Origin of the sequence: Shewanella sp. WE21, assembly GCF_002966515.1 — a bacterium.
Lineage (GTDB): Bacteria > Pseudomonadota > Gammaproteobacteria > Enterobacterales > Shewanellaceae > Shewanella > Shewanella oncorhynchi.
On record NZ_CP023019.1, the window covers coordinates 1,015,427 to 1,034,630 of the forward strand.

The window sequence follows — 19,204 nt, forward strand, 5'->3', positions numbered from 1 at the left end:
TTCATCTTGAATTAAGTTAACACTATCACAGAAAAACAGTAATAAACTGATTTTAAAACATAAAAAATTTACCAGCACAATATTTGAGCACTAACGAAATATATTTAAACCAGTATAAAAAACAAAATAAACACCAAATAACATCAAATTAAACATATAAGAAACAAAAGCCAAATAAAACTCAGACTTAATAACTGAATTTAAATTTATAACAGGATTTAAAACCAGTTAATTACAGTAAAGCAGAGAGATGAAATGGATGACAACTAAATATATGGCACTAACACTAGTTCAAGTCCGTGAGCCAGCAGGTGTTGCTGTTTGATACTAATACGGTGTTGATTTAACCAAACGGCTAATTTTTGCCAATGCTTTAACTCGGCATTTTGCAAATACTTAGCCTGTTTCGCTTGCTTGTCGAAATCATCAGTAGAATTAATTTGTGCTCTCGCCAATAACTCAGCAGGTGCTGTCAGCACAAGTTGTGGCACAAGGCAGTGGGTCACGCCCGTTAAGGTATGGGCGATTTGTAGTCCTGCGGGATCTAAGTCGGTAAAGGCAATGATCGGCAATTTATCTGCCATCGCTTGCAAAAAATGCCGCACGCCAATCGGGGAATGATGACCGCTACCACGGTAGATAACCATCACATGAGTTAAATCCTGTGGCAAACGCGCTTGATGGATAACATCAAATACATCTAAGTTTTCAACCACTAGGATGGCTGCGACATTGAGTTCATGGCAATGCTTTTGTGCTTCATCCAATGGAATTCGCAGTGATGTGCGAGTTGAAATCCCAGTTGGTGAAGATTCGAAACCTAGATATTTCATCAAAACGTATTCGGCTTCGGGGCGGATCTTAGCGAGCTTTTCATCGTGACTTTTGGCGGACATCGCCATGCGATCGACATTGAAATCAAGCTGCCTTAAATCAAGCCCCATTAACGCCAACACGCTTTGCCTTAGCAGTTCAAAATCTTTGGGCGCAAAACACAGATACTTTTCGGATCCGTCTAACTCACCCACTTCTAACTCGCGATGAATCGCGCGCCAGTTAGCCGTGAGCTTAACCTTGGGAGAACGCTTAATAAAAGCGTTCTCCAACAGTTGTAATTGTTGCTGGCCTAGGCGAGCCATAACTCAACATCGCGAATAATAAAGTTGCCGCTATAGATGGGATGCGGTTCGCCCAAGGGCTCAAGCTCAAAATACGCTTTGTGTTCATCGGGCAGACCTTCGTAGCCACCAATCACTTGATAAATCCAGCTTTCGGCGTCCCAAGGCAGCGCTTTATCCGCCAGATATTCCAGCGCCGATTGGCGCAGGCCAGACTCAATCACATCGACGAAATACTCATCCACCGCTTGTTTGAGTGGATTATCCGGCACATCAAAGTCTTCACTTTGGGTGATAGAAACGGACACATCATGCTCACGCACCGCCGCAATCACGGGATGACGGCTGATAGCTTTAATGTGCGCGACTATGCCCATCAACTCCAGTTCTTGGCTGGCGTTGTGCACATCTACCGATGCAGGGGCGAGCAAGATTTCGGCGCGATTGAATAGACTCGGGATTTCCTTGTGGGACACATGGTCTGCAGGACGATAATCCGGATGCAAGTCAGTGTAGAGTAACCAGCCCTTAAGCAAACGGGTACGCCCACGGATTTGTCTGAAGCGTCCTAAGAGTTCGAGTAAACGCCCCTGCACTACGCTCAGTTCCTGGGCGCAGTCGCTCATAGTTTCCTGCAAAGTCGTCACTAAGAGCTTGCGCAGTTCACGGATATCGCCAGCAATTTCGCCTAGCTCACTAAACTGGAACATCTCTAAGCCATTAAGTAATTCAGACACTTGGCTTTGGGCTAATTCGTTTTCGCGGATCTTAGCGTTGATCGTACCGACGTAACCGAACTCGTTGTTGATCCGGCCCCAGAGCACACGGATCGAATAACGCAGACTGTCGGCGAAACTATAAACATGCTCGCTCAAATCAGACAAGTAGGCCTCGGCCGCGCTGTAGTCTGAGCTATGACGCGCCTCTTTATAATGGTCGGCCAAGGTTTTAATGGTCGCTAAGGCCGAACCGACATTAGAGTCGATTTGGCGATTGCGCTCGTCACTTAAGCCTTCTTCAAGCAAGGCTCGCACAGAACGCTTAAGCCGCAGCTCTTGATCTGGCTCTGGCCGCCATAAAATCCCTGCCTGTTTAAGCTTTTCGACCACGCTTGGATCGTGCGCATCCTCGTTAAGAGAGCCCGCTAAATAGGCGTCCATAATGATGTCAGCATGGCGACCTAACTGCTTGAGCAGCTTAACCCCCGCCTGATGTAAGTTACTGCTCATCACGGCCTCCTTGGTCGCAGCTTTTACCTAGGTTTAATCGTGCCAACATTAGATTAAGTCCCGCTGAGTCGCCGTTTCTGCCTGCGCTTCTAGGCTTAAACCTTCGGTTTCATCGATAAAACGAATGACTTCATACAGGTAATCCAGCTTGCCCGTGGCGATATAGATTTGCTTCTCCGCATTGGGTCGTACTAAATAGCCGAGTTCGACTAAGCGTTTGAAGACTAATTTGATTTGCGCATCGCTGTTGGTACTGGTCGAGCCAAATAGACGATATTGGCTGAGTTTGGCTAACTGCTCACGGAACGCCGGCGTGTCTTCGATACGGCTTTGCAGCTCGGTTAAACGCACGGGCGCACCTTCGCTCAGCGGCGCATCTTGGCCACTGGCTTCTTGCACTAATACCAACCATTCCACCAGCGGGATCAATGCCTGACAGATATCTTTAAACTGCGATGAAATCACTTTGCGTTCGGCATCGCCGAGCTGCAAATAACCGCAGAAGAACACATCACCTTCGGCGGCAGACGCCACGGTACGGTTGATCTGGTTTAAGTAGGCTTCAACCCGCTCGCGGGTGCTGCTATTTTTAAGGGCGCGCCAGCCTTCTTCATTGGTGGTGCGGCAAATAAACTCGCCCTTGAGTAACAGCTCAATCAAAGCGCCAGTGCCAACTAATACGGTTTGGGTTGCATCACTCATTAGATGGCCTCCTTCGACAAACGCTTGTTCAACATGTCGGCAATTGCGCTTTTCACGTTAGCCTTAGGTTTTACCAGCTGCAACATCTTGGTTTGTTTTAATTCAAGCATGATTAGATGGCCTCCTTCGACAAACGCTTGTTCAACATGTCTGCTATTGGGTTGACCTTAGGCTTCACCACCTGCAACTTCTTAGTTTGTTTGTTGATAATGTAACGATTAGCGAACAAGTTCAGCACCTCAGACTCAGGGTTCGGGAAGGCGCCCAGCACACAAATATTGTTATTTTCGCAGGCATCGAAAATCTTCTTCACGTTGGTATGGTGCAAAGTGCCCAACTCATCAATTGGCCAGTGAATGGTCACATCGGCGCGGCCACGCAGCAAGCGCGTGAATGCCAACAAGAACTTACACAAAATCAGATACGCCATACCGTGGCTTGAGGATTCGTTAAGCTGTCTGTCGGTGCGGATGATCAAATCGCTGTTACCTTCTTTGAGGCGCAGCTCGATTTCCAGTAACTTAGAGATTCCCCCCGTTAATGCGGCGCGACCGATAATGTCTAAGGCGCGGCGCATACTGTTGGTATAATCCTCATCGGGCAAGCCATTAAAGCCATCGGCTTTCCAATGCTTAAAGGCTTTGACGAACTGCTCAAGCTCAGGCCAGAACTCTAACTCACTGATACGCGAACGAATACGTACAGCCGATTCAGACACACCATCGAGGAATAACTCTTCGCCCACTTCGCGGGTAATACGCGCACTTTGGGAGGCAATGCGGCGGTCGATATCGGCTAACACATCGTAGAAGGCAGTTAAGTCGACACCAAAAATCCGTCCTTGCTCACGCAGCGCAGTAATCGATTGCGGCACGATCACGTTCAGCAATTGCTCAAGCTGTGGCACTAACTTACGGTAATCCAGCAGACGAATGCCTTTGTCGTTGATAAAGCTCGATTCTTCTCGGGCACGCTCCCAGGTTTCGGCAAGGCCCGAACCTGACTTGCTGGCGATCACTGAGTCAAAATGCTCCACATATTGCTTCACTGACCCCATCAGGTAATCGCGTTTCAGCAGCAAGTCTTCACCTTGGCGCAGACGCTCGCCTAGGCTGCCTTGGGCTTCTTCGTTATTGGTCGGTAACTTAAGCTCGGCCAATTTGCGCATCACGGCACGTAATTTAGTTAAGTTTTCAGAAGCTTCAACCTGCGCCGCATCGGACGCTTTACGCTCGGTTTCGAGTTGTTGACGGCGGGCCTTAACATCCTGAGTTTTCGCCTTAAGCTGTTGATCGATTTCCGATACCGCGCGCTTCACATCGCTAAGCTGAGTTTGCAGTTTAGGTTTGCGCGCAAGCCAAGTGTGTTGATACCAATCGTCGAAGCGCAGTACGTCGCTGCGACGCTGCTCGGCGCGGCTGATTTTGGTTTCTAAATCACGAATTTGTTGCTTGAGTTTGAGGATATTATCCTCATCCACACCACGGGATTTAAGCTCGTTTTTGTACCAAGTCTCGCAGGCTTTCTGCTCGATTTTGGCGCTTTCGCGGCGTCCTTCAATAGTCGCTTTAATTTGGCCGAGTTGGTTGTCGAGCGCGCCGATGACTTCCTGCCAATAGGCATTCTTTTCCATGCGCGCTTCGAGCGCTTGCTCTTTTTGATCTTCGAGCCAGAGTTCGTGCTGATGTTTAAGTTGTTTTAGCTCACCATCGAGTTGAGTCAGTCTTTGTCCCGCATGGGCTTTGCGCTCGCTCAATGCTTTGTTGATTTTCTCTTGCTCGCTGCGCTTTTCATCAAATAGGCGACGCAGATCGTCACGGCTATTTTTGTACGCCGTGCGGGCAAAGGTCAGTTCACGGCTGAGATTATCCAACTCGCCATTAATGGCCACCAGCTGAGATTCGGCCTCGGCCTGCATTTCTTGGGCACTAGTGTGGGCTTCTTCGGCTTTGCTTAACCGAATACGCAGCTCTTGTTCGGAGGCGGCATATTCAGGCACATCGATCGCTTTAAGATCTAAATGCACGCCAAAGAAAGCTTCGCTCGATTCAGTCACTAAGCTTGGATGTAAATCAGTGCGATGCAGTAGTTCAGGCGCGATCACTTTCCCTAAACTTTGCTCCCAGCCTTGGGATTCTTTACGCAGAAACTCCAATAGGGTGTGGGATTGCGGGAACAGCATGTGGTGCAGTTCATCCAGCGCAGTTTGACGCTCATTCACCCTTAAGGTGGCGATACGCAAGGCTTCGTTGGCTTGGTCACGTTTGGCTCTGAGCTTGCGCTCATCACTGCTTAAGCGCTCAACCTTGGCATTGCAGCTTTCTTGTTCTTCGTCGGCGCAGTGAATACGCTCATCGAAAATTGCGAGACTCAGCTTTTCTTCTTCAGTGTAAGTCACGCCATCGACACGTAATTTAAGCTCGGCGGCAGTGAGTTTGAATTGGTATTCCTGCTCGCTAAAGCTAGCCTTGCCCGCATCCATTTGGTTGCGCCATTGCAGCTCTAGGGCGTCAATATCGGTGCGCGCCACTTCACGTTGTTTATCGCGGGCTTCACGCTGCTTGTCTTGGTCGGCATGCAAACCTTCAAGCTCGCGGTTTAACTGCTCGCCAATCTTACTGCGACGGGCATTGTACGCCGCCTCAATGTCTTGGTGCTTCTCGGTTTGCAGCTTATGGCGTTCACTTAGGTTTTCAACATCGGTGCGCCAGTTCGGCAGCATCTCAAGATCGGCCTTGGCTTGCTCTATGTTGGCATCTAAAAAGGCAGCATGCTGATCTTCAATGGCATCGAGCTCATACTCGCACTTTGCCACATCGCCCTTAGCTGCCGATAAATCGAGATTGAGCTCATCGCGCTGCTCTTTCCATTCATCATCAAGCAATCTGAGTTTTAAATTCAGCTCTTTAGATAAGGTTTGCTGAATATCTTGGCGATCGGCTTCTAAGGTTTCATCGTTGCGATAACCGCGGGACAGACTCGATAAACGCAGTTCGGCGCTGAGCAGTTGGTTAAATTCTTGCTCGAGTTTTTCAAACTCAGGACGAATGACTTCAAAGCCTTGGATAAGTTGGCTCTCACGGATCCACGCCTCAACGCGCTGTGGGTTTAAGCGTGAGCTGGGCGGATTAACCCCGTCCTCCTCTAAAATGGCGGCGATCATGGATTTGACCGTCTCCATCTTGCCTTCTTTGGAGTGCACCGCTTTAGCGAGTTTTTCGATGTGGCGCAGGGAATGCTCACCCTCACACAGAGCAAATTGGCGTGCATAACCGCGTAGTTCGCTGCGGTTGCTGCCCGTGCTTAATAGGGTGCGATCGTTTTGAATAATGGCGCGATATTCACGGGTATTAAGCAAATTAGTGGTCGCGATGCCGGCACGTTTTAAATCACGGCCTAATTCCGCCATGGTGTGGCACAGAATAGTGTCGCCATTTTGCGATTTAATATAATCGCTTAGCTCAAAACCTTTAGCGATAAAGCGATAGTTAACGCCCTTACCATCGCCCGCCGAGGCCAACACGGCTTGATACAGTAAGCCATCGGCCTTTTGATATTCGTAAATGATGTAGCTTGAATCGTGTGGCAAATACCAACGCTCGAAACTGTCGCGGGTCGAAGGCACCACGCGGCTTGGGTATTCACCATAAAAAACAGGGACTAGACGTTGTAATGTCGTTTTACCCGAGGCGTTAGTACCACAAATGTTGGTATGACCATTGAGGGCGAGTTCCACCACGCCCGGAAGGTGCGTATCAATCAGCACAATACGAATCAAGCTTGCCATTTCATTCCTTATGCAAACAGGAGAGTCTTATCTAAGCTGCAGAAGCTTCTACACAAATAAGAGAAAACAATCCAAGAGGGCCACTGACATTAAAATCGTCACTGTAAATAAACACTTTAAAAAAGTGACTAAAAAGTGATGTTAAAAATCGTGGCCTAAAAATAGTGCCCCTAAAATAAGGCAATCACAGTGTATTGGCAATTAAGCGGCGATGCACTAATGCCTTGGCTCACATCTCAGCCCATTGCTCAGCAAAAACATAACCCTATAGCTAGGCTCAAATCAAACGGCCAATGATACGACAACTTAGCCAAAATAGGCGGCTAACAAAGCGGCAATTAGCGCGATAAAAGGTAAATTCCAGCGGATTTATTCAAGACGCAGGCGTTCGGCAATCCGACTGTAGATCAGCATCATTTCCGCCAGCGATCCCACTTGCATGCCTTTCATCAAATTGGCTCGGTGGATCTCGACCGTGCGCATGGCAATACAGAGGCTATCGGCGATCTCTTGGTTCTTCAGGCCTTGGGCAATCAGGTTGAGTATTTCCCGCTCCCTTGGCGTGAGCGCTTGATAAGTCTCAAAATACTGATTGTCTTGATGATGCGCCTTGGTATGTTCCAGCGCTTTGACGACCGCCTCGGCTAACTTAGCGCCATCGGCGGGCTTTTGGAAAAAATCCACCGCACCTAATTTAAGCGCATCTACCGCCATTGGCACATCGCCATGGCCAGTGAGATAAATCACCGCTAGCGGACTATTTTTTGCCACTAATTCAAGGTGCAACTGCTGACCACTCAAACCCGGCATTCGCACATCGACCAGCGCACAACCCGGTAGTGTTAAGTCTACGGCGGTAAAAAAGGCTTCGGCGCTATCAAAGTCGGTGATCTTAAGGCCATAACTTTCAAGCATAAAACGCAAAGAACGACGCACTGAGTCATCGTCATCGATTAAATACACAGGTAAGGCAAGACTCATTATTGTGCTCCATTGGGCTCAGGTTTATGCGGTATAGCCACCTGCGCTTGGCAACCGCCACCCATAGCGCTTTCTAGGCTAAACGTCCCACCATGGCTCTCGGCAATATCACGGCAAATCACTAAGCCTAAACCTAACCCCTCTGATTTAGTGGAATAAAATGCTTGCATCAGCAGACTGGTCTCTTCGGTTAACCCTGTGCCATTATCTGTGACTGTCAGCAAGAGCGTGCATTCTTGATAGCGAAGATCGATATCGATCGTGGGTGTGTATGGCTTTTGCGTGATGCTCTGTTCGGTGCCACTGGATTCAAGCTCTAACCGCTGAACGCAGGCGTCAAAGGCGTTTTTCAGCAAGTTAAGCAACAACTGCTGCATACCAACTTCATCGAGGGACTGTAAATAAGGTTCACCATTCACATTGACGGCAAGGTTTATCTGATGTTGTTCAAACTCATAGGCAAGCAGCGGCACAGTATCATTGACCAACTCATGCAAATACAAAGGCTGTTTCGACACAGGTCGCTTCTTCAATAAATTACGTAAGCGACTGATAATATTGTCGGCGCGCGTGACTTCCTGCTGGATCAGCGCCAATACAGATTGCAACTCCTCAGGGCTCATCCCCCGCTGTAATCGCACTTCGGCGCCATGACAATAATGGCCAATCGCCGCCAAAGGTTGATTGAGTTCATGGGAGAGACTCGCGCCAAGCTCGCCCGCGATTGCAATACGCTGGGCATGTTCCAGTAACGCGCGGTTTTCATTGAGCTGACGCTGAGTGTTAATCAACTCACGGCCGCGGCGACTAAAGCGGTATTCAAGCCAAAAATGATACACATTGAGTAAAACCAAAATCCCCAAAACAAGCCAAGCCCATTGTTGATGTAGCTTGATCCACTGCCACGCCCTTTGCCACCATGGTGCCTGCAAAGGATGCATATCGAGATCTTTAAGCAGTTGATCGATCGCAAGCTGACTCACGGCCGTGGTCCAGCCCGCAGAATCGGCAGACTTAGCGGCGAAATGATCTTCAGGCAGCGCCAGCAAAGCTTGAGTCACACTTTTAGCCAGAGACTGGGAGGCGCGATTGGTCTTTGCCATAGACCAGTTGGGATAAAGGTGGGTCGAGACTTGGCAATTAAATCCCGCAGGCGCTTGATTATCGATCACTCGATAATGGGCGATGTTAATAAGACCTTCCGTTTGCATCTGCTCAAGCTGACACACAGGCACGACCGCAGCATCTAACTGTTGATGTCGCTCTGTGGAAGTTTTTTTGTTATCTAACTGATAAATCAAGTTGTCTAGCGGAAACCCCAGCGGAATAATCTCACCCACAAAGCGAGGCAAATCTATGCCCTTTAGCTGCGCTTCGTACACTAAGGTCAAGTAACCACCAAAGGCATTTTTCGATACGATCCCGAGTCGACGCCCCTTAAGATCACTTAAGGTGTGATAGGGTGAATCGGCGCGCACCACCAGCGCCGAACCCACTTGCATTGCCGCGCCATTATTTAACGGACTACGCAGGGTCGCCAACCAAGTGAGGGAATATTGCCGCGCCAGCAACACGGATTGCCCTGGGTTGGTGATCACAAAATCGAGCCCTTGGGTTTCAACGCCCTTAGCTAGCTCATCGAGGGTGAGAGGATGTAACCTAAAGTAACTGTTGGGAATTTGGGTTTCGAGCCACCCCATCAAAGGTTGCCAGCGGTTGATGGTTGCCTTATAACCGCGGATGGCTAACACGCCAACATCGACCACTTGATAACTGGGCTCTTCGATAGCAACTTGAGCAACAACCTCAGGGTCAGTTAAGCCCGAATGTACGCTTTGATTCAGTGGCTCCGCAGCAAACACCTTAACTGAAGCCAGCAAGCATAGGAATAACACTGCGTTCCTTGGCTTTTTTCTCGGTATTGCCACGGAATGTGGAGTGCTTAGAATCGATAACGGCCACTTGACCGATACAGCGAAGCGAAACACCGTTTTCATCATCCTCAATAACATGAAGTGCAATCCTTTATCCCCATTCACTCAAACTAAAATCAAGTCCAACTCAAGCTAAGAAAAGGCCAAACTCAAGTAACAAAAAATAAAACCCTAGCATTTTGAAGGCTATTCTAACGGATATTTGTTGCGCTAGATCAAGTCCACACCCGATATGTGGAAAACCACTATAGTTATGCCGCCTCCCCTTTTACAGAATGCCTGTAAACCTCGCCATAAACCTTAACTCTAGGTCTATGAGCCAGTTTATTCACCATCTGCAAGTAGTGAAGGAAATCTGTATGGACAAGAGTAAACGCCAGTTTCTCGGCAAAATGGCCAGCGTCAGTGTTGGCGCCGCACTCATCCCTGTCGTGCAAGTGTATGCACAGGATGATAAGCGCAGCCCTCAAATGCACAGTGCCAGCGAAGGCCAAGTGGGTAAACGTTACGGTATGGTAATTGACTTGCGCCGCTGTGTGGGCTGCCAAGCCTGTACCGTCGCTTGCACTATCGAGAATCAACCACCCCTCGGGCAATTTCGCACCACAGTGCAGCAGTATGAAGTCTCGCAGCAGGAAGATACCACTCCGCCTGCGTTTTTAATGCTACCAAGACTTTGTAATCACTGCGAAAACCCGCCCTGCATCCCAGTTTGTCCTACGGGCGCGACCTTCCAGCGCAAGGACGGCATAGTGGTCGTCAACAATGAATGGTGTGTTGGTTGTGGCTATTGCGTGCAAGCCTGCCCCTATGATGCGCGCTTTATCAACCACGACACCAATACCGCCGACAAATGTACCTTCTGCGCCCACAGGTTAGATGCAGGGTTACTGCCCGCCTGTGTCGAAACCTGCGTAGGAGAAGCCCGTGTGATTGGCGATCTAAATAATCCCAACAGCCAGATAAGCCAACTGCTCGCCACCAACAAAACCGATATCAAGGTGCTCAAACCGACGGCCAACACTGCGCCACGGGTGTTCTACATCGGCATGAGCAGCGCTTTTGAGGACAAGATTAGCGGCCAAGCCCCCGTTAGAACCTTACTTACCGATACTGGCGAGGAGATCCACCATGGTCATTAAAGAAATCTTTACCCCAGATATCGCTATTACTTGGCTACCTTGGGCAGTGCAATACTTTTTTATGATGGGGCTCGCCTACGCCAGCGTATGGGTAGCGACAATACACTTGTTTAGCCAACCCAAACCCGATGACAGATTGCTGAAGCTCTGCGCCTGTTTAATGTTAACCGCGGGCATAGTCGCTCCTATCGCCTTACTCGCCGATTTACACCAACCGCTGCGGGCTTGGCATTTTTATGCGCAAGTTCGCCCTGATTCTTGGATGTGGTATGGCGCCTTTTTACTGCCCGTATTCTCGGGCACCAGCGCAGTGTTTGCTTGGCTGCTACTGCGTCAATATCTGCCTAAGCGCACCACGAATCAAGACTCCGATTGGGTGAATAAAATAGGCCAATTATTGAGATTCGGTGATTGGAACAGTGACAAATTCATCAAGCCGATCGCACTGATCACGGCCCTGAGTGCCTGCAGTATTGCCCTCTACACTGGCATGGAAACCATGGCCATTAAGGCGCGGCCACTGTGGCATACCTATTGGCTGCCACCTTTGATGGCAATGAGTGCCCTGCTCGCCGCCTGCGGCACTTTGGTGGTACTGAATCGACTATTAAAGGGCTACCAACAGCGCACCCAAGACAGCCTATTACTCTGGGTAAGAGCAAGTTTTGGTCTATTCGCCCTATGCCTTATCGGCTGGGCGTTATTCGATAAGGGCTCGGCCCCTGAAGCCGCATTATTGCTTGAAACCAGCCCAAGCTGGCAACTTGCTGCAATCTGGGTACTGGTCACACTCGCCGTGCTGGCACTGATGCTCGCCATTCGTCACTTACCCAATGTGGCAATGCTCGTCGTCAGCCTCACAGCTATTCATCTCGCGTGGGGGTTTCGCTGGATAGTGCTAATTCAAGCGCAAACCGATCCTAAATACGGCGCAGGGACTTATCTCTATCAACTGCCTTGGGGACCCGAAGGGCTATTAGGCATAGCTGGGACCTTCGGCCTCTGGTTAGCATTAATGGCGCTGGTCTCCGAACTTATTCGCCACACGCCTGCGGCAAAACTTGCTCGCTGAGCACCCAATTAGTTTACAGAATTAAGGAGTCCATCATGGATAAGAGTAAACGTCGTTTTATCAAAGGGGCCGCTGTAACGGGTGGTGTGGGATTATTTGCCGCGGGTTATAGCCATACATTAGCGCAAATAGGTAAAGGTGTCGTCAATGGTACCTCAGGAAAACCAACCCAAGATCCGCTGCATGGCAATTCCTTAGCACCTGAATACAAAGTCGATTTACAGTCAGGCCAGTTAATCAGCAATGACGATCAACGCATAGCCAATACTATGTGCTTAGGTTGCTGGACCAAATGCGGCGTGCGCGCTCGTATCGATCAAAAAACCGATAAAATCATCCGTATCAGCGGTAATCCTTATCACCCGCTGTCATCGCGGGAACATATCGATTTCGATACACCGATCAAAACCGCCTTTGTTGGGCTTAGCGCCTTTCAAGAACAGGGTCTACAAGGACGTTCCACCGCCTGCGCCCGCGGTAATGCCATGCTAGAACAATTAGATAGCCCACATCGCGTCACCCAATGTCTTAAACGCGTGGGTAAGCGCGGCAGCGGCCAATGGCAGAGCATTAGCTTTGAGCAATTGCTGAATGAAGTCGTCGAAGGTGGTGATTTATTTGGTGAGGGCCAAGTCGAAGGCTTAAGAGCGATTCGTGATATCGCCACGCCGCTCGACGCCAATAATCCAGAATACGGCCCTAAAGCTAATCAGTTACTGGTCTCAAACGCATCAGATGAAGGCCGCGATGCCATTATCAAACGCTTCACCTTCAACAGCTTTGGCACGCGCAACTTTGCCAACCACGGCGCTTACTGTGGATTTACCTACCGTGCTGGAGCGGGCGCTTTATTGGATGATTTGAAAAAATACGCCCACTTGAAACCCGATTGGGACCATAGCGAATTTTTACTCTTTATCGGCACTTCACCGCAGCAATCGGGCAATCCCTTTAAACGCCAAGCAAGACAATTGGCTAACGCGCGTGTGAATAACACCAATTTCAGTTATGTGGTGGTGTCGCCCATGCTACCCAATACCTCGAATCAACCTTGCGCGGGTAACAATACTTGGCTGCCGATCCGCCCCGCCACCGACTCGGCACTCGCCATGGGCATGTTGCGCTGGATTATTGATAACCAGCGCTATGCCGCCGATTTTTTGAGTGCGCCCAATGTCGATGCCGCAAAAGCATCAGGTTACCGTGGTTTTAGTAACGCAGGCTTCTTGATCGTCAGCGAACCTACCCATTCAAGATATGGCCAATATCTCTTTGCCAGCGATCTTGGCTTACCTTTCGACGGCAAAGCCTACGGCGAGCAAGACTCGCAGTTGGTTGTCGATGCCGCGAGTGGCAAGATAGTTTTGGCGAGCCAAAGCCTGAAAGCCAAGCTCGACGTGGACCAAAACGTCGACACACCTAAGGGGGTGATTGCGGTTAAATCTAGCTTCCAACTGTTAAGTGAAGCGGCGCAGAGCTTCGAGATGGCACACTATGCCAAGGAGTGCGATATCAGCGAGGCGCAAATTATCGCCCTCGCGGATAAATTTACCAGCCATGGCACTAAGGCCGCAGTGATCTCCCACGGCGGCACAATGAGCGCCAATGGTTTTTATAGCGCGTGGGCAATCATGATGCTCAACGCCATGATAGGTAACATCAATTTAAAAGGTGGCGCATTAGCTTCCGGCGGTTCCTTTCCCGCCTTTGGTAAAGGCCCAAGGTATAATCTGCAAGAGTTTGACGGCATGGTCGAGCCTAAGGGCGTATTCCTATCGCGATCTAAATTCCCCTACGAGAAAACCTCAGAGTATCGCCGTAAAGTCGAAGCGGGCGAATCGCCTTATCCTGCAAAGGAGCCTTGGTTTCCGATTTCATCGCCCTTGCTTGGCGAACATTTAACGGCGGCGGTGCACGGTTATCCCTATCGACTCAAAGCATGGATTAACCACATGGGCAATCCGATTTATGGTCAAGCGGGCCTAGGTGAAGCCATTGGTGAACAACTGAAAGATCCCAAAGTGCTGCCACTGTTTATCAGTATCGACAGCTTTATTAACGAAACCTCGGCGCTATCGGATTATATCGTGCCCGACACATTAACTTACGAGTCATGGGGTTGGAGCCCTTCGTGGCATGGGACTCTGACGAAGGAAACGACAGGTCGCTGGCCGATTGTCGAACCAAGGGTCACAAAGATGGCCAGTGGTGATGTGGTGTGCATGGAGTCTTTCTTAAGCCAAGTGGCAATAAAACTCGCACTACCCGGCTTTGGCGAAAATGCCGTTAAGGCCGCCGATGGCAGCTTACATCCGTTAACGCGCGCAGCGGATTACTCACTTTACGGCGCCGCCAACGTGGCCTATTTGGGTAAAGCCGTCGCCGATATTAACGCTGAGGACATGTATCTTAGCGGTGTGAGTCGTATCCAAAGTGAGCTCAATGCCAGACTCAAGCCAGATGAAGTTAAAAAAGTCAGCTACTTATTTGCCCGCGGTGGCCGCTTTGAAAATATGAGCGGTGCGCGGGATGAAGTGGGTAATCCAACCAAGGTTTGGCCAAAACCTATGATGCTGTGGAATCCCGAAGTGGGTAGCCGGCGTAACAGTCTCACAGGGGAATTTATGAGTGGCTGTCCGCGCTTATATCAACCCGCCTTAGCCAATGGCACACCGCTCGATAAGGCGTTTAATAAATCACAATGGCCTTTGCTGATCAGTAGTTACAAATCCCACACCATGAGCTCTATGAGTATTGGCTCGGATCGTTTGCGCCAAGTGCACCCTAATAATCCGGTGCGGCTGAACGAGAAGACCGCCAGTCGACTTGGGATCAGCACAGGTGACACGGTCAAGATCAGCACGCCCAACGGCAGCGTGATTGCCTTAGTGGAATGTGTTGCCGGAGTGCACCCTGACTGCATCGCTATCGAACACGGTTATGGCCATAAGGAACTCGGCGCGCGGGACGTAGTGATCGACAACCTTAAAATCGCCGCCAATCCGCTGATCCGAGTCGGCATCAATATGAACGACTTGAATCTGTTTGATCCGAGTCGCCACGGCCGCTACCCGCTGGTGGATTGGGCAAGTGGCGCTTCGGCCAGACAAGGGCTGCCAGCTAAGATTGAAAAACTAAGCTAACCGCCGAGCATAGATGACACTTAAGAAGCTGCCCTTTGGCAGCTTTTTCTATGGCCTTAATTCAATCTGATTAAGCCTAATCGCATCATTAATGCTTTCTAGCTATGCCTATTCGCGAATAAACCGAGGAATAGTGATCTTTTTTACTCAATCTAGGTATATAGATCCCGATCACGCGTTTCATAGAAATAAACCACATATTAAAATCACAGCTATATTTATCTGTATATCTAGCTCGAAATATCGAGCTTTCAATAAAGAACTGCAGTTTTTGAGTCAGTTAGACTCATCAGGAGTATCTCAGTGTTCAACTCTTCATTACGTAAAAGCCTAGAAGTGAGCGAAAGTAAACGCCAAGAGGCGGAGTCGATCATCGACTCGATTAAGCACAGTATTGCCACAGTAGAATTTACGCCTGATGGAATTATTCTCGATGCTAATGCGTTGTTTTTAAAAACGGTAGGTTATTCACTTAATGAAGTCGTAGGCCAACATCACAAGCTATTTTGCTCGGCGGCTTATGGTAATTCTGCTACCTACCAGCAATTTTGGAGCAATCTAAAAGCAGGTCATCCACAGGAAGGCAATTTTGCACGAGTGAATAAAAATGGCCAAGAGATCTGGCTTAGAGCCACTTACTTCCCAATCAAACAGGCAGGTAAAGTCGTTAAAATAATGAAAACAGCCGTTGATATCACCCAAGATAAGCATCAACTTGACGACCAAGCGGCCATTTTTAATGCCTTGAATCGCTCGCAAGCCATTATTGAATTCACTACCGATGGCACGATTTTGAAAGCCAATACTAACTTCTTAAAGACAATGGGCTTTAGCAAAGAGCAGATTATTGGTAAACACCATCGTATTTTCTGTTTTGATGAGTTTTATCGACAAAATCCACACTTTTGGGACGATCTAAAGCAAGGTCGATATAGCAGCGGTCTCTTTGAACGTAAAAATGCTTATGGCGATTCGATTTGGTTAGAAGCGGCATACAATCCTATTATGGATGAGCAAGGTAAAGTGGTTAAAGTGATTAAATTTGCGAGCGATATCAGCAAGCGGATCGAGCAAAGCCACGCTGTACGTGAAGCCGCCAATATTGCACTGACCACGTCACAACGTACCGTCGAGCAAGCAGAACAAGGCGTACATTTACTCAATGCGACGGTAAATACCTCTAATGCTATTGCCGAGCAAACCCATAAAGCGACCTTGGCGATAACTCAACTCAATGAACAATCTCAAAGTATTCAAGCCATAGTCGCGACCATTAGTTCGATTGCCGATCAAACTAATTTACTGGCATTAAATGCCGCAATTGAGGCCGCACGAGCGGGGGAACAAGGCCGAGGTTTTGCCGTTGTCGCCGATGAAGTGAGGCAGCTTGCTTCCAGAACCAGTAAATCAACCAGTGAGATTGCCGCCGTCGTCACTAAAAATACACAACTCACCACAAGTGCAACTAGCATGATGAACGAAGTTGAAGGTATTGCACTGGAAGGAAAACAACAGTTAGCGGAGGTAACATTGGTGATGGGAGAAATACGTAGCGGCGCGGAAAACGTCTCAGCAATCGTGTCGCAGCTATCAGTCAATAACAATTAATTGCTAGCATTTAATCGCGCTATCAAGGATTGCATGGCGCTTTATCTAAAAGACAAAACGCCAACCTATTGCTTTTACGTCAATCAATAATCAGTTTTACGACCTTCATAGGTGGCACGCATTTGCTGTACAAGAACCTCATCGTAAGCACGTAATCCACTCATCACTAAGGTTTTTATACCTGTGCCAACTAAAGTGTCGCCACTGTGTAATTCAAAATGCAATGTCACATCGCCACGTTTACCGTCGATTTTTAAATCTTGGCCAACGAGTGATAAGGTCACTTGCACAAAATCGAGAGTGGTTAAGTCAAACGACATACTTTCGTAAATCACTAAAGGCCGTTCTGGGTTGATCATCACTTGATGTTGTTTCATCAAAGGGATCAGAATATCGATAAAATTATGCCCAGAGAAAGCAACATATTGACGAATAAAGGATTCGGTCTGCGCATCGCAACAACTCACATCGCCATGACGGCTGACATTAAGATAGGTTTTTTCACGACTATCGCGAATCGAAAAACTCTCGTTCACTTGTTCAGGGAATTGCAGTTCGACGCTATCACCCACCATACCCGCAAAGCTAAACTTCATGCTCTGGCTCAAACCATATTGAGTCAATACTAGGGCAAACAGTAAATCTCCCGGTACGCAAAAGCGTTTTGCCCCCACATCGTGGATAGGATTAAAGTCCTGCGCAATTTTCTTCGCGAAGTCACTGGCTTGTTGTGCTGAAACGGAAATAGCTTGATTTTGCTTAGAAAAATAAGGCGCTAGAAACATATAAACTCTATTTGTAATAACTCAATACAGGGATGGATAACAAAATTATCACGAGTTTACCTTAAATTAGGTATTTAACTCACCCGATGACTTGACCCACGTAAGGCGTACAAAGTAACACCCTGCCCACATTTGTAAAGCCAAACAAATGACAGGGGTATCAGGATCTGTTGACGTTTCAGGTTTATTCTGCAGATATTAGGCGGAATTTTATGCAAGATAGAGCCTTTATGGCGTGATAACGCGACATATAACAGCCGATAATGCCGCAGAAATGTTAGCTAAATAAGGCCATTTTCATCACTCGTGACTCATTTAAAATAACTCAACATCATTTATCGTTTGGCGAGCAATACCTTGTCAGAACAAATAACATCTAAAACGTAAGTATTGCCTAGCCACCGATAAGCCAAGGAATAAATCGTTAGACCTTTTTAAATTCACGCTTTAACTGAAAACCATCGTCAGTGGCTAACTGCTCTAGCACTTCGATACGCTGACGAAGGATGGCTAACTCGGTCTGAAAAGCTTGGTTTTCTGCCACTTGCTCACGCGTCGACACACCTTGTTTGTTGCGAATTTTCATTATAGCGACCACATATCCGCCAACAATTGCAAATATTGGGATAAGTAAAGCGAGGGCACCAGTGTTCATAGTCATTTCCTTTATCTATTGGCGTTATCGTTATCAAGCTCAAAATTTAGATCTGCTTATGACGCTTAATCAATGTCAAAGTCAGAACATGGAAATAAGTATGCGCAAGACAACCACAATCAACCAGTGACAAAAGTCATGAGATTTAGCGAAACAGTGTCATTCTTTATCAAAACTATCCACAACAATAGCGCCCATAGAGGCTGGCATAGTGATCACTATGATCCGTTTTATAGAGGTTAGTGGGTCCTCAAAAAATGGCACTTTATCGAGGCAAAGTAGCACGAGGAAAACCACGAGGGCAGTGAGCAAATACGCCACCACGATACGAAAAATAAACACAGGAACGCGGGAAGCAATATTCTGTTGGAACACGCTGTGATAGGTGAATACCCCAAGAAAGAGCAGCGATAAACTAAAAAGCATACCGATATTCAATAAAGGTAAAGTCTCACCGAGATGCCACGCTTCCTCAGAAAATGCAACGGGGACCGCAAGGGCAAAAGCTCCTACGCAAACTTGACTCGCATCTTCGGTGTTAAAACTAAATTTCATGCTGATCGCTCCCTAATCTTCCAATCTATTTGATTAGTCGAAAATAACGTTCGGTGAAGATGCGCTTATTACTGGGGTATTAAGTGCGATACAGCACTTTAACCACATGCCAGCCAAACTTAGTTTTCACTATATGTGGCACCAGTAATTCACCTGAAAATGCAACCTTATCGAACTGTGGCACCATTTGGCCTTTTTTGAACTCGCCTAAATCGCCACCTTTTTTGGCCGAAGGGCAAGAGGAAAAACGCTTAGCGAGCACAGCAAAATTAGCACCATTATTCAGCTGCTTAACAATATCCTCAGCCTGTTCTTTGTGTTTAACTAAAATATGCACAGCAGCAGCGGTTTTAAACATGTCATTTCTCACTTTGGATTAACGTCCCGTGCAAAGGGAAGATTGGCGCCCCGAGTTTGCCCTCGATCACACCACTTCCATCGGCGCAGGTTATACTGACTAAAAGGTTTTATATCCAACGCATAAGTGCGTTAT

At 48.0% G+C, this 19,204-nt stretch carries 14 protein-coding genes; 4 read left to right on the forward strand and 10 right to left on the reverse strand.

Annotated elements, in window-relative coordinates; genetic code table 11:
- Nucleotides 1-266: 266 nt before the first annotated feature.
- The 6 genes from CKQ84_RS04350 to CKQ84_RS04375 form a co-directional block, all read right to left on the reverse strand.
- The gene (locus CKQ84_RS04350; protein ID WP_105250246.1) at nucleotides 267-1,139 is read right to left on the reverse strand and encodes a Wadjet anti-phage system protein JetD domain-containing protein; all 873 of its coding nucleotides are present in this window, start codon (nucleotides 1,137-1,139) and stop codon (nucleotides 267-269) included.
- Nucleotides 1,127-2,347 (reverse strand): phosphoenolpyruvate carboxylase, encoded by a 1,221-nt coding sequence (locus CKQ84_RS04355; protein WP_105250247.1) that lies wholly within the window; start codon nucleotides 2,345-2,347, stop codon nucleotides 1,127-1,129. The genes CKQ84_RS04350 and CKQ84_RS04355 overlap by 13 nt, the downstream gene beginning before the upstream one ends.
- A gap of 48 nt (nucleotides 2,348-2,395) precedes the next feature.
- Complete coding sequence (locus tag CKQ84_RS04360) at nucleotides 2,396-3,049, reverse strand: hypothetical protein (protein ID WP_011790751.1); 654 nt, start codon at nucleotides 3,047-3,049, stop codon at nucleotides 2,396-2,398.
- Between the two features lie 112 nt (nucleotides 3,050-3,161).
- Nucleotides 3,162-6,836, reverse strand: coding sequence for an ATP-binding protein (locus CKQ84_RS04365; RefSeq protein WP_105250248.1), 3,675 nt, complete (start codon nucleotides 6,834-6,836; stop codon nucleotides 3,162-3,164).
- A 369-nt stretch (nucleotides 6,837-7,205) separates the two neighbouring features.
- On the reverse strand, nucleotides 7,206-7,817 hold the full coding sequence (locus tag CKQ84_RS04370) for a response regulator transcription factor (protein WP_105250249.1): 612 nt from the start codon (nucleotides 7,815-7,817) through the stop codon (nucleotides 7,206-7,208).
- The gene (locus CKQ84_RS04375; RefSeq protein ID WP_105250250.1) at nucleotides 7,817-9,829 is read right to left on the reverse strand and encodes a sensor histidine kinase; all 2,013 of its coding nucleotides are present in this window, start codon (nucleotides 9,827-9,829) and stop codon (nucleotides 7,817-7,819) included. The genes CKQ84_RS04370 and CKQ84_RS04375 overlap by 1 nt, the downstream gene beginning before the upstream one ends.
- A 281-nt stretch (nucleotides 9,830-10,110) precedes the next feature.
- Between CKQ84_RS04375 and dsrO the strand changes: the two genes are divergently transcribed.
- From dsrO to CKQ84_RS04395, 4 genes are all read left to right on the forward strand, one after another.
- The gene (dsrO, locus tag CKQ84_RS04380) at nucleotides 10,111-10,893 is read left to right on the forward strand and encodes a sulfate reduction electron transfer complex DsrMKJOP subunit DsrO (protein WP_105250251.1); all 783 of its coding nucleotides are present in this window, start codon (nucleotides 10,111-10,113) and stop codon (nucleotides 10,891-10,893) included.
- On the forward strand, nucleotides 10,883-11,965 hold the full coding sequence (nrfD, locus tag CKQ84_RS04385; protein ID WP_105250252.1) for an NrfD/PsrC family molybdoenzyme membrane anchor subunit: 1,083 nt from the start codon (nucleotides 10,883-10,885) through the stop codon (nucleotides 11,963-11,965). The genes dsrO and nrfD overlap by 11 nt, the downstream gene beginning before the upstream one ends.
- A gap of 35 nt (nucleotides 11,966-12,000) precedes the next feature.
- Entirely contained in the window at nucleotides 12,001-15,108 is a 3,108-nt protein-coding gene (locus tag CKQ84_RS04390) for a tetrathionate reductase subunit A (RefSeq protein ID WP_105250253.1), read from the forward strand.
- 303 nt (nucleotides 15,109-15,411) lie between these two features.
- Nucleotides 15,412-16,716, forward strand: a complete 1,305-nt coding sequence (locus tag CKQ84_RS04395; RefSeq protein ID WP_105250254.1) for a PAS domain-containing methyl-accepting chemotaxis protein — start codon at nucleotides 15,412-15,414, stop codon at nucleotides 16,714-16,716.
- A gap of 83 nt (nucleotides 16,717-16,799) precedes the next feature.
- Here CKQ84_RS04395 and CKQ84_RS04400 read toward each other — a convergent pair whose 3' ends face one another.
- The 4 genes from CKQ84_RS04400 to CKQ84_RS04415 form a co-directional block, all read right to left on the reverse strand.
- Nucleotides 16,800-17,501 carry a DUF3581 domain-containing protein gene (locus CKQ84_RS04400; RefSeq protein WP_105250255.1) on the reverse strand — a complete coding sequence of 234 codons (702 nt, stop codon included), beginning with the start codon at nucleotides 17,499-17,501 and terminating at the stop codon, nucleotides 16,800-16,802.
- 424 nt (nucleotides 17,502-17,925) lie between these two features.
- On the reverse strand, nucleotides 17,926-18,156 hold the full coding sequence (locus CKQ84_RS04405) for a hypothetical protein (RefSeq protein WP_105250256.1): 231 nt from the start codon (nucleotides 18,154-18,156) through the stop codon (nucleotides 17,926-17,928).
- A gap of 159 nt (nucleotides 18,157-18,315) precedes the next feature.
- Nucleotides 18,316-18,711 carry a DUF2391 family protein gene (locus CKQ84_RS04410; RefSeq protein ID WP_105250257.1) on the reverse strand — a complete coding sequence of 132 codons (396 nt, stop codon included), beginning with the start codon at nucleotides 18,709-18,711 and terminating at the stop codon, nucleotides 18,316-18,318.
- A 79-nt stretch (nucleotides 18,712-18,790) separates the two neighbouring features.
- On the reverse strand, nucleotides 18,791-19,069 hold the full coding sequence (locus CKQ84_RS04415) for a peptidylprolyl isomerase (protein ID WP_006084190.1): 279 nt from the start codon (nucleotides 19,067-19,069) through the stop codon (nucleotides 18,791-18,793).
- Between the last annotated feature and the right edge of the window lie 135 nt (nucleotides 19,070-19,204).

What these genes read in the sequence shown, in the direction of transcription:
- CKQ84_RS04350 (WP_105250246.1), bottom strand. Translation starts at nt 1,139, where the DNA reads ATGGCTCGCCTAGGCCAGCAACAATTACAACTGTTGGAGAACGCTTTT.
- CKQ84_RS04355 (WP_105250247.1), bottom strand. Translation starts at nt 2,347, where the DNA reads ATGAGCAGTAACTTACATCAGGCGGGGGTTAAGCTGCTCAAGCAGTTA.
- CKQ84_RS04360 (WP_011790751.1), bottom strand. Translation starts at nt 3,049, where the DNA reads ATGAGTGATGCAACCCAAACCGTATTAGTTGGCACTGGCGCTTTGATT.
- CKQ84_RS04365 (WP_105250248.1), bottom strand. Translation starts at nt 6,836, where the DNA reads ATGGCAAGCTTGATTCGTATTGTGCTGATTGATACGCACCTTCCGGGC.
- CKQ84_RS04370 (WP_105250249.1), bottom strand. Translation starts at nt 7,817, where the DNA reads ATGAGTCTTGCCTTACCTGTGTATTTAATCGATGACGATGACTCAGTG.
- CKQ84_RS04375 (WP_105250250.1), bottom strand. Translation starts at nt 9,829, where the DNA reads ATGTTATTGAGGATGATGAAAACGGTGTTTCGCTTCGCTGTATCGGTC.
- dsrO (WP_105250251.1), top strand. Translation starts at nt 10,111, where the DNA reads ATGGACAAGAGTAAACGCCAGTTTCTCGGCAAAATGGCCAGCGTCAGT.
- nrfD (WP_105250252.1), top strand. Translation starts at nt 10,883, where the DNA reads ATGGTCATTAAAGAAATCTTTACCCCAGATATCGCTATTACTTGGCTA.
- CKQ84_RS04390 (WP_105250253.1), top strand. Translation starts at nt 12,001, where the DNA reads ATGGATAAGAGTAAACGTCGTTTTATCAAAGGGGCCGCTGTAACGGGT.
- CKQ84_RS04400 (WP_105250255.1), bottom strand. Translation starts at nt 17,501, where the DNA reads ATGTTTCTAGCGCCTTATTTTTCTAAGCAAAATCAAGCTATTTCCGTT.
- CKQ84_RS04405 (WP_105250256.1), bottom strand. Translation starts at nt 18,156, where the DNA reads ATGAACACTGGTGCCCTCGCTTTACTTATCCCAATATTTGCAATTGTT.
- CKQ84_RS04410 (WP_105250257.1), bottom strand. Translation starts at nt 18,711, where the DNA reads ATGAAATTTAGTTTTAACACCGAAGATGCGAGTCAAGTTTGCGTAGGA.
- CKQ84_RS04415 (WP_006084190.1), bottom strand. Translation starts at nt 19,069, where the DNA reads ATGTTTAAAACCGCTGCTGCTGTGCATATTTTAGTTAAACACAAAGAA.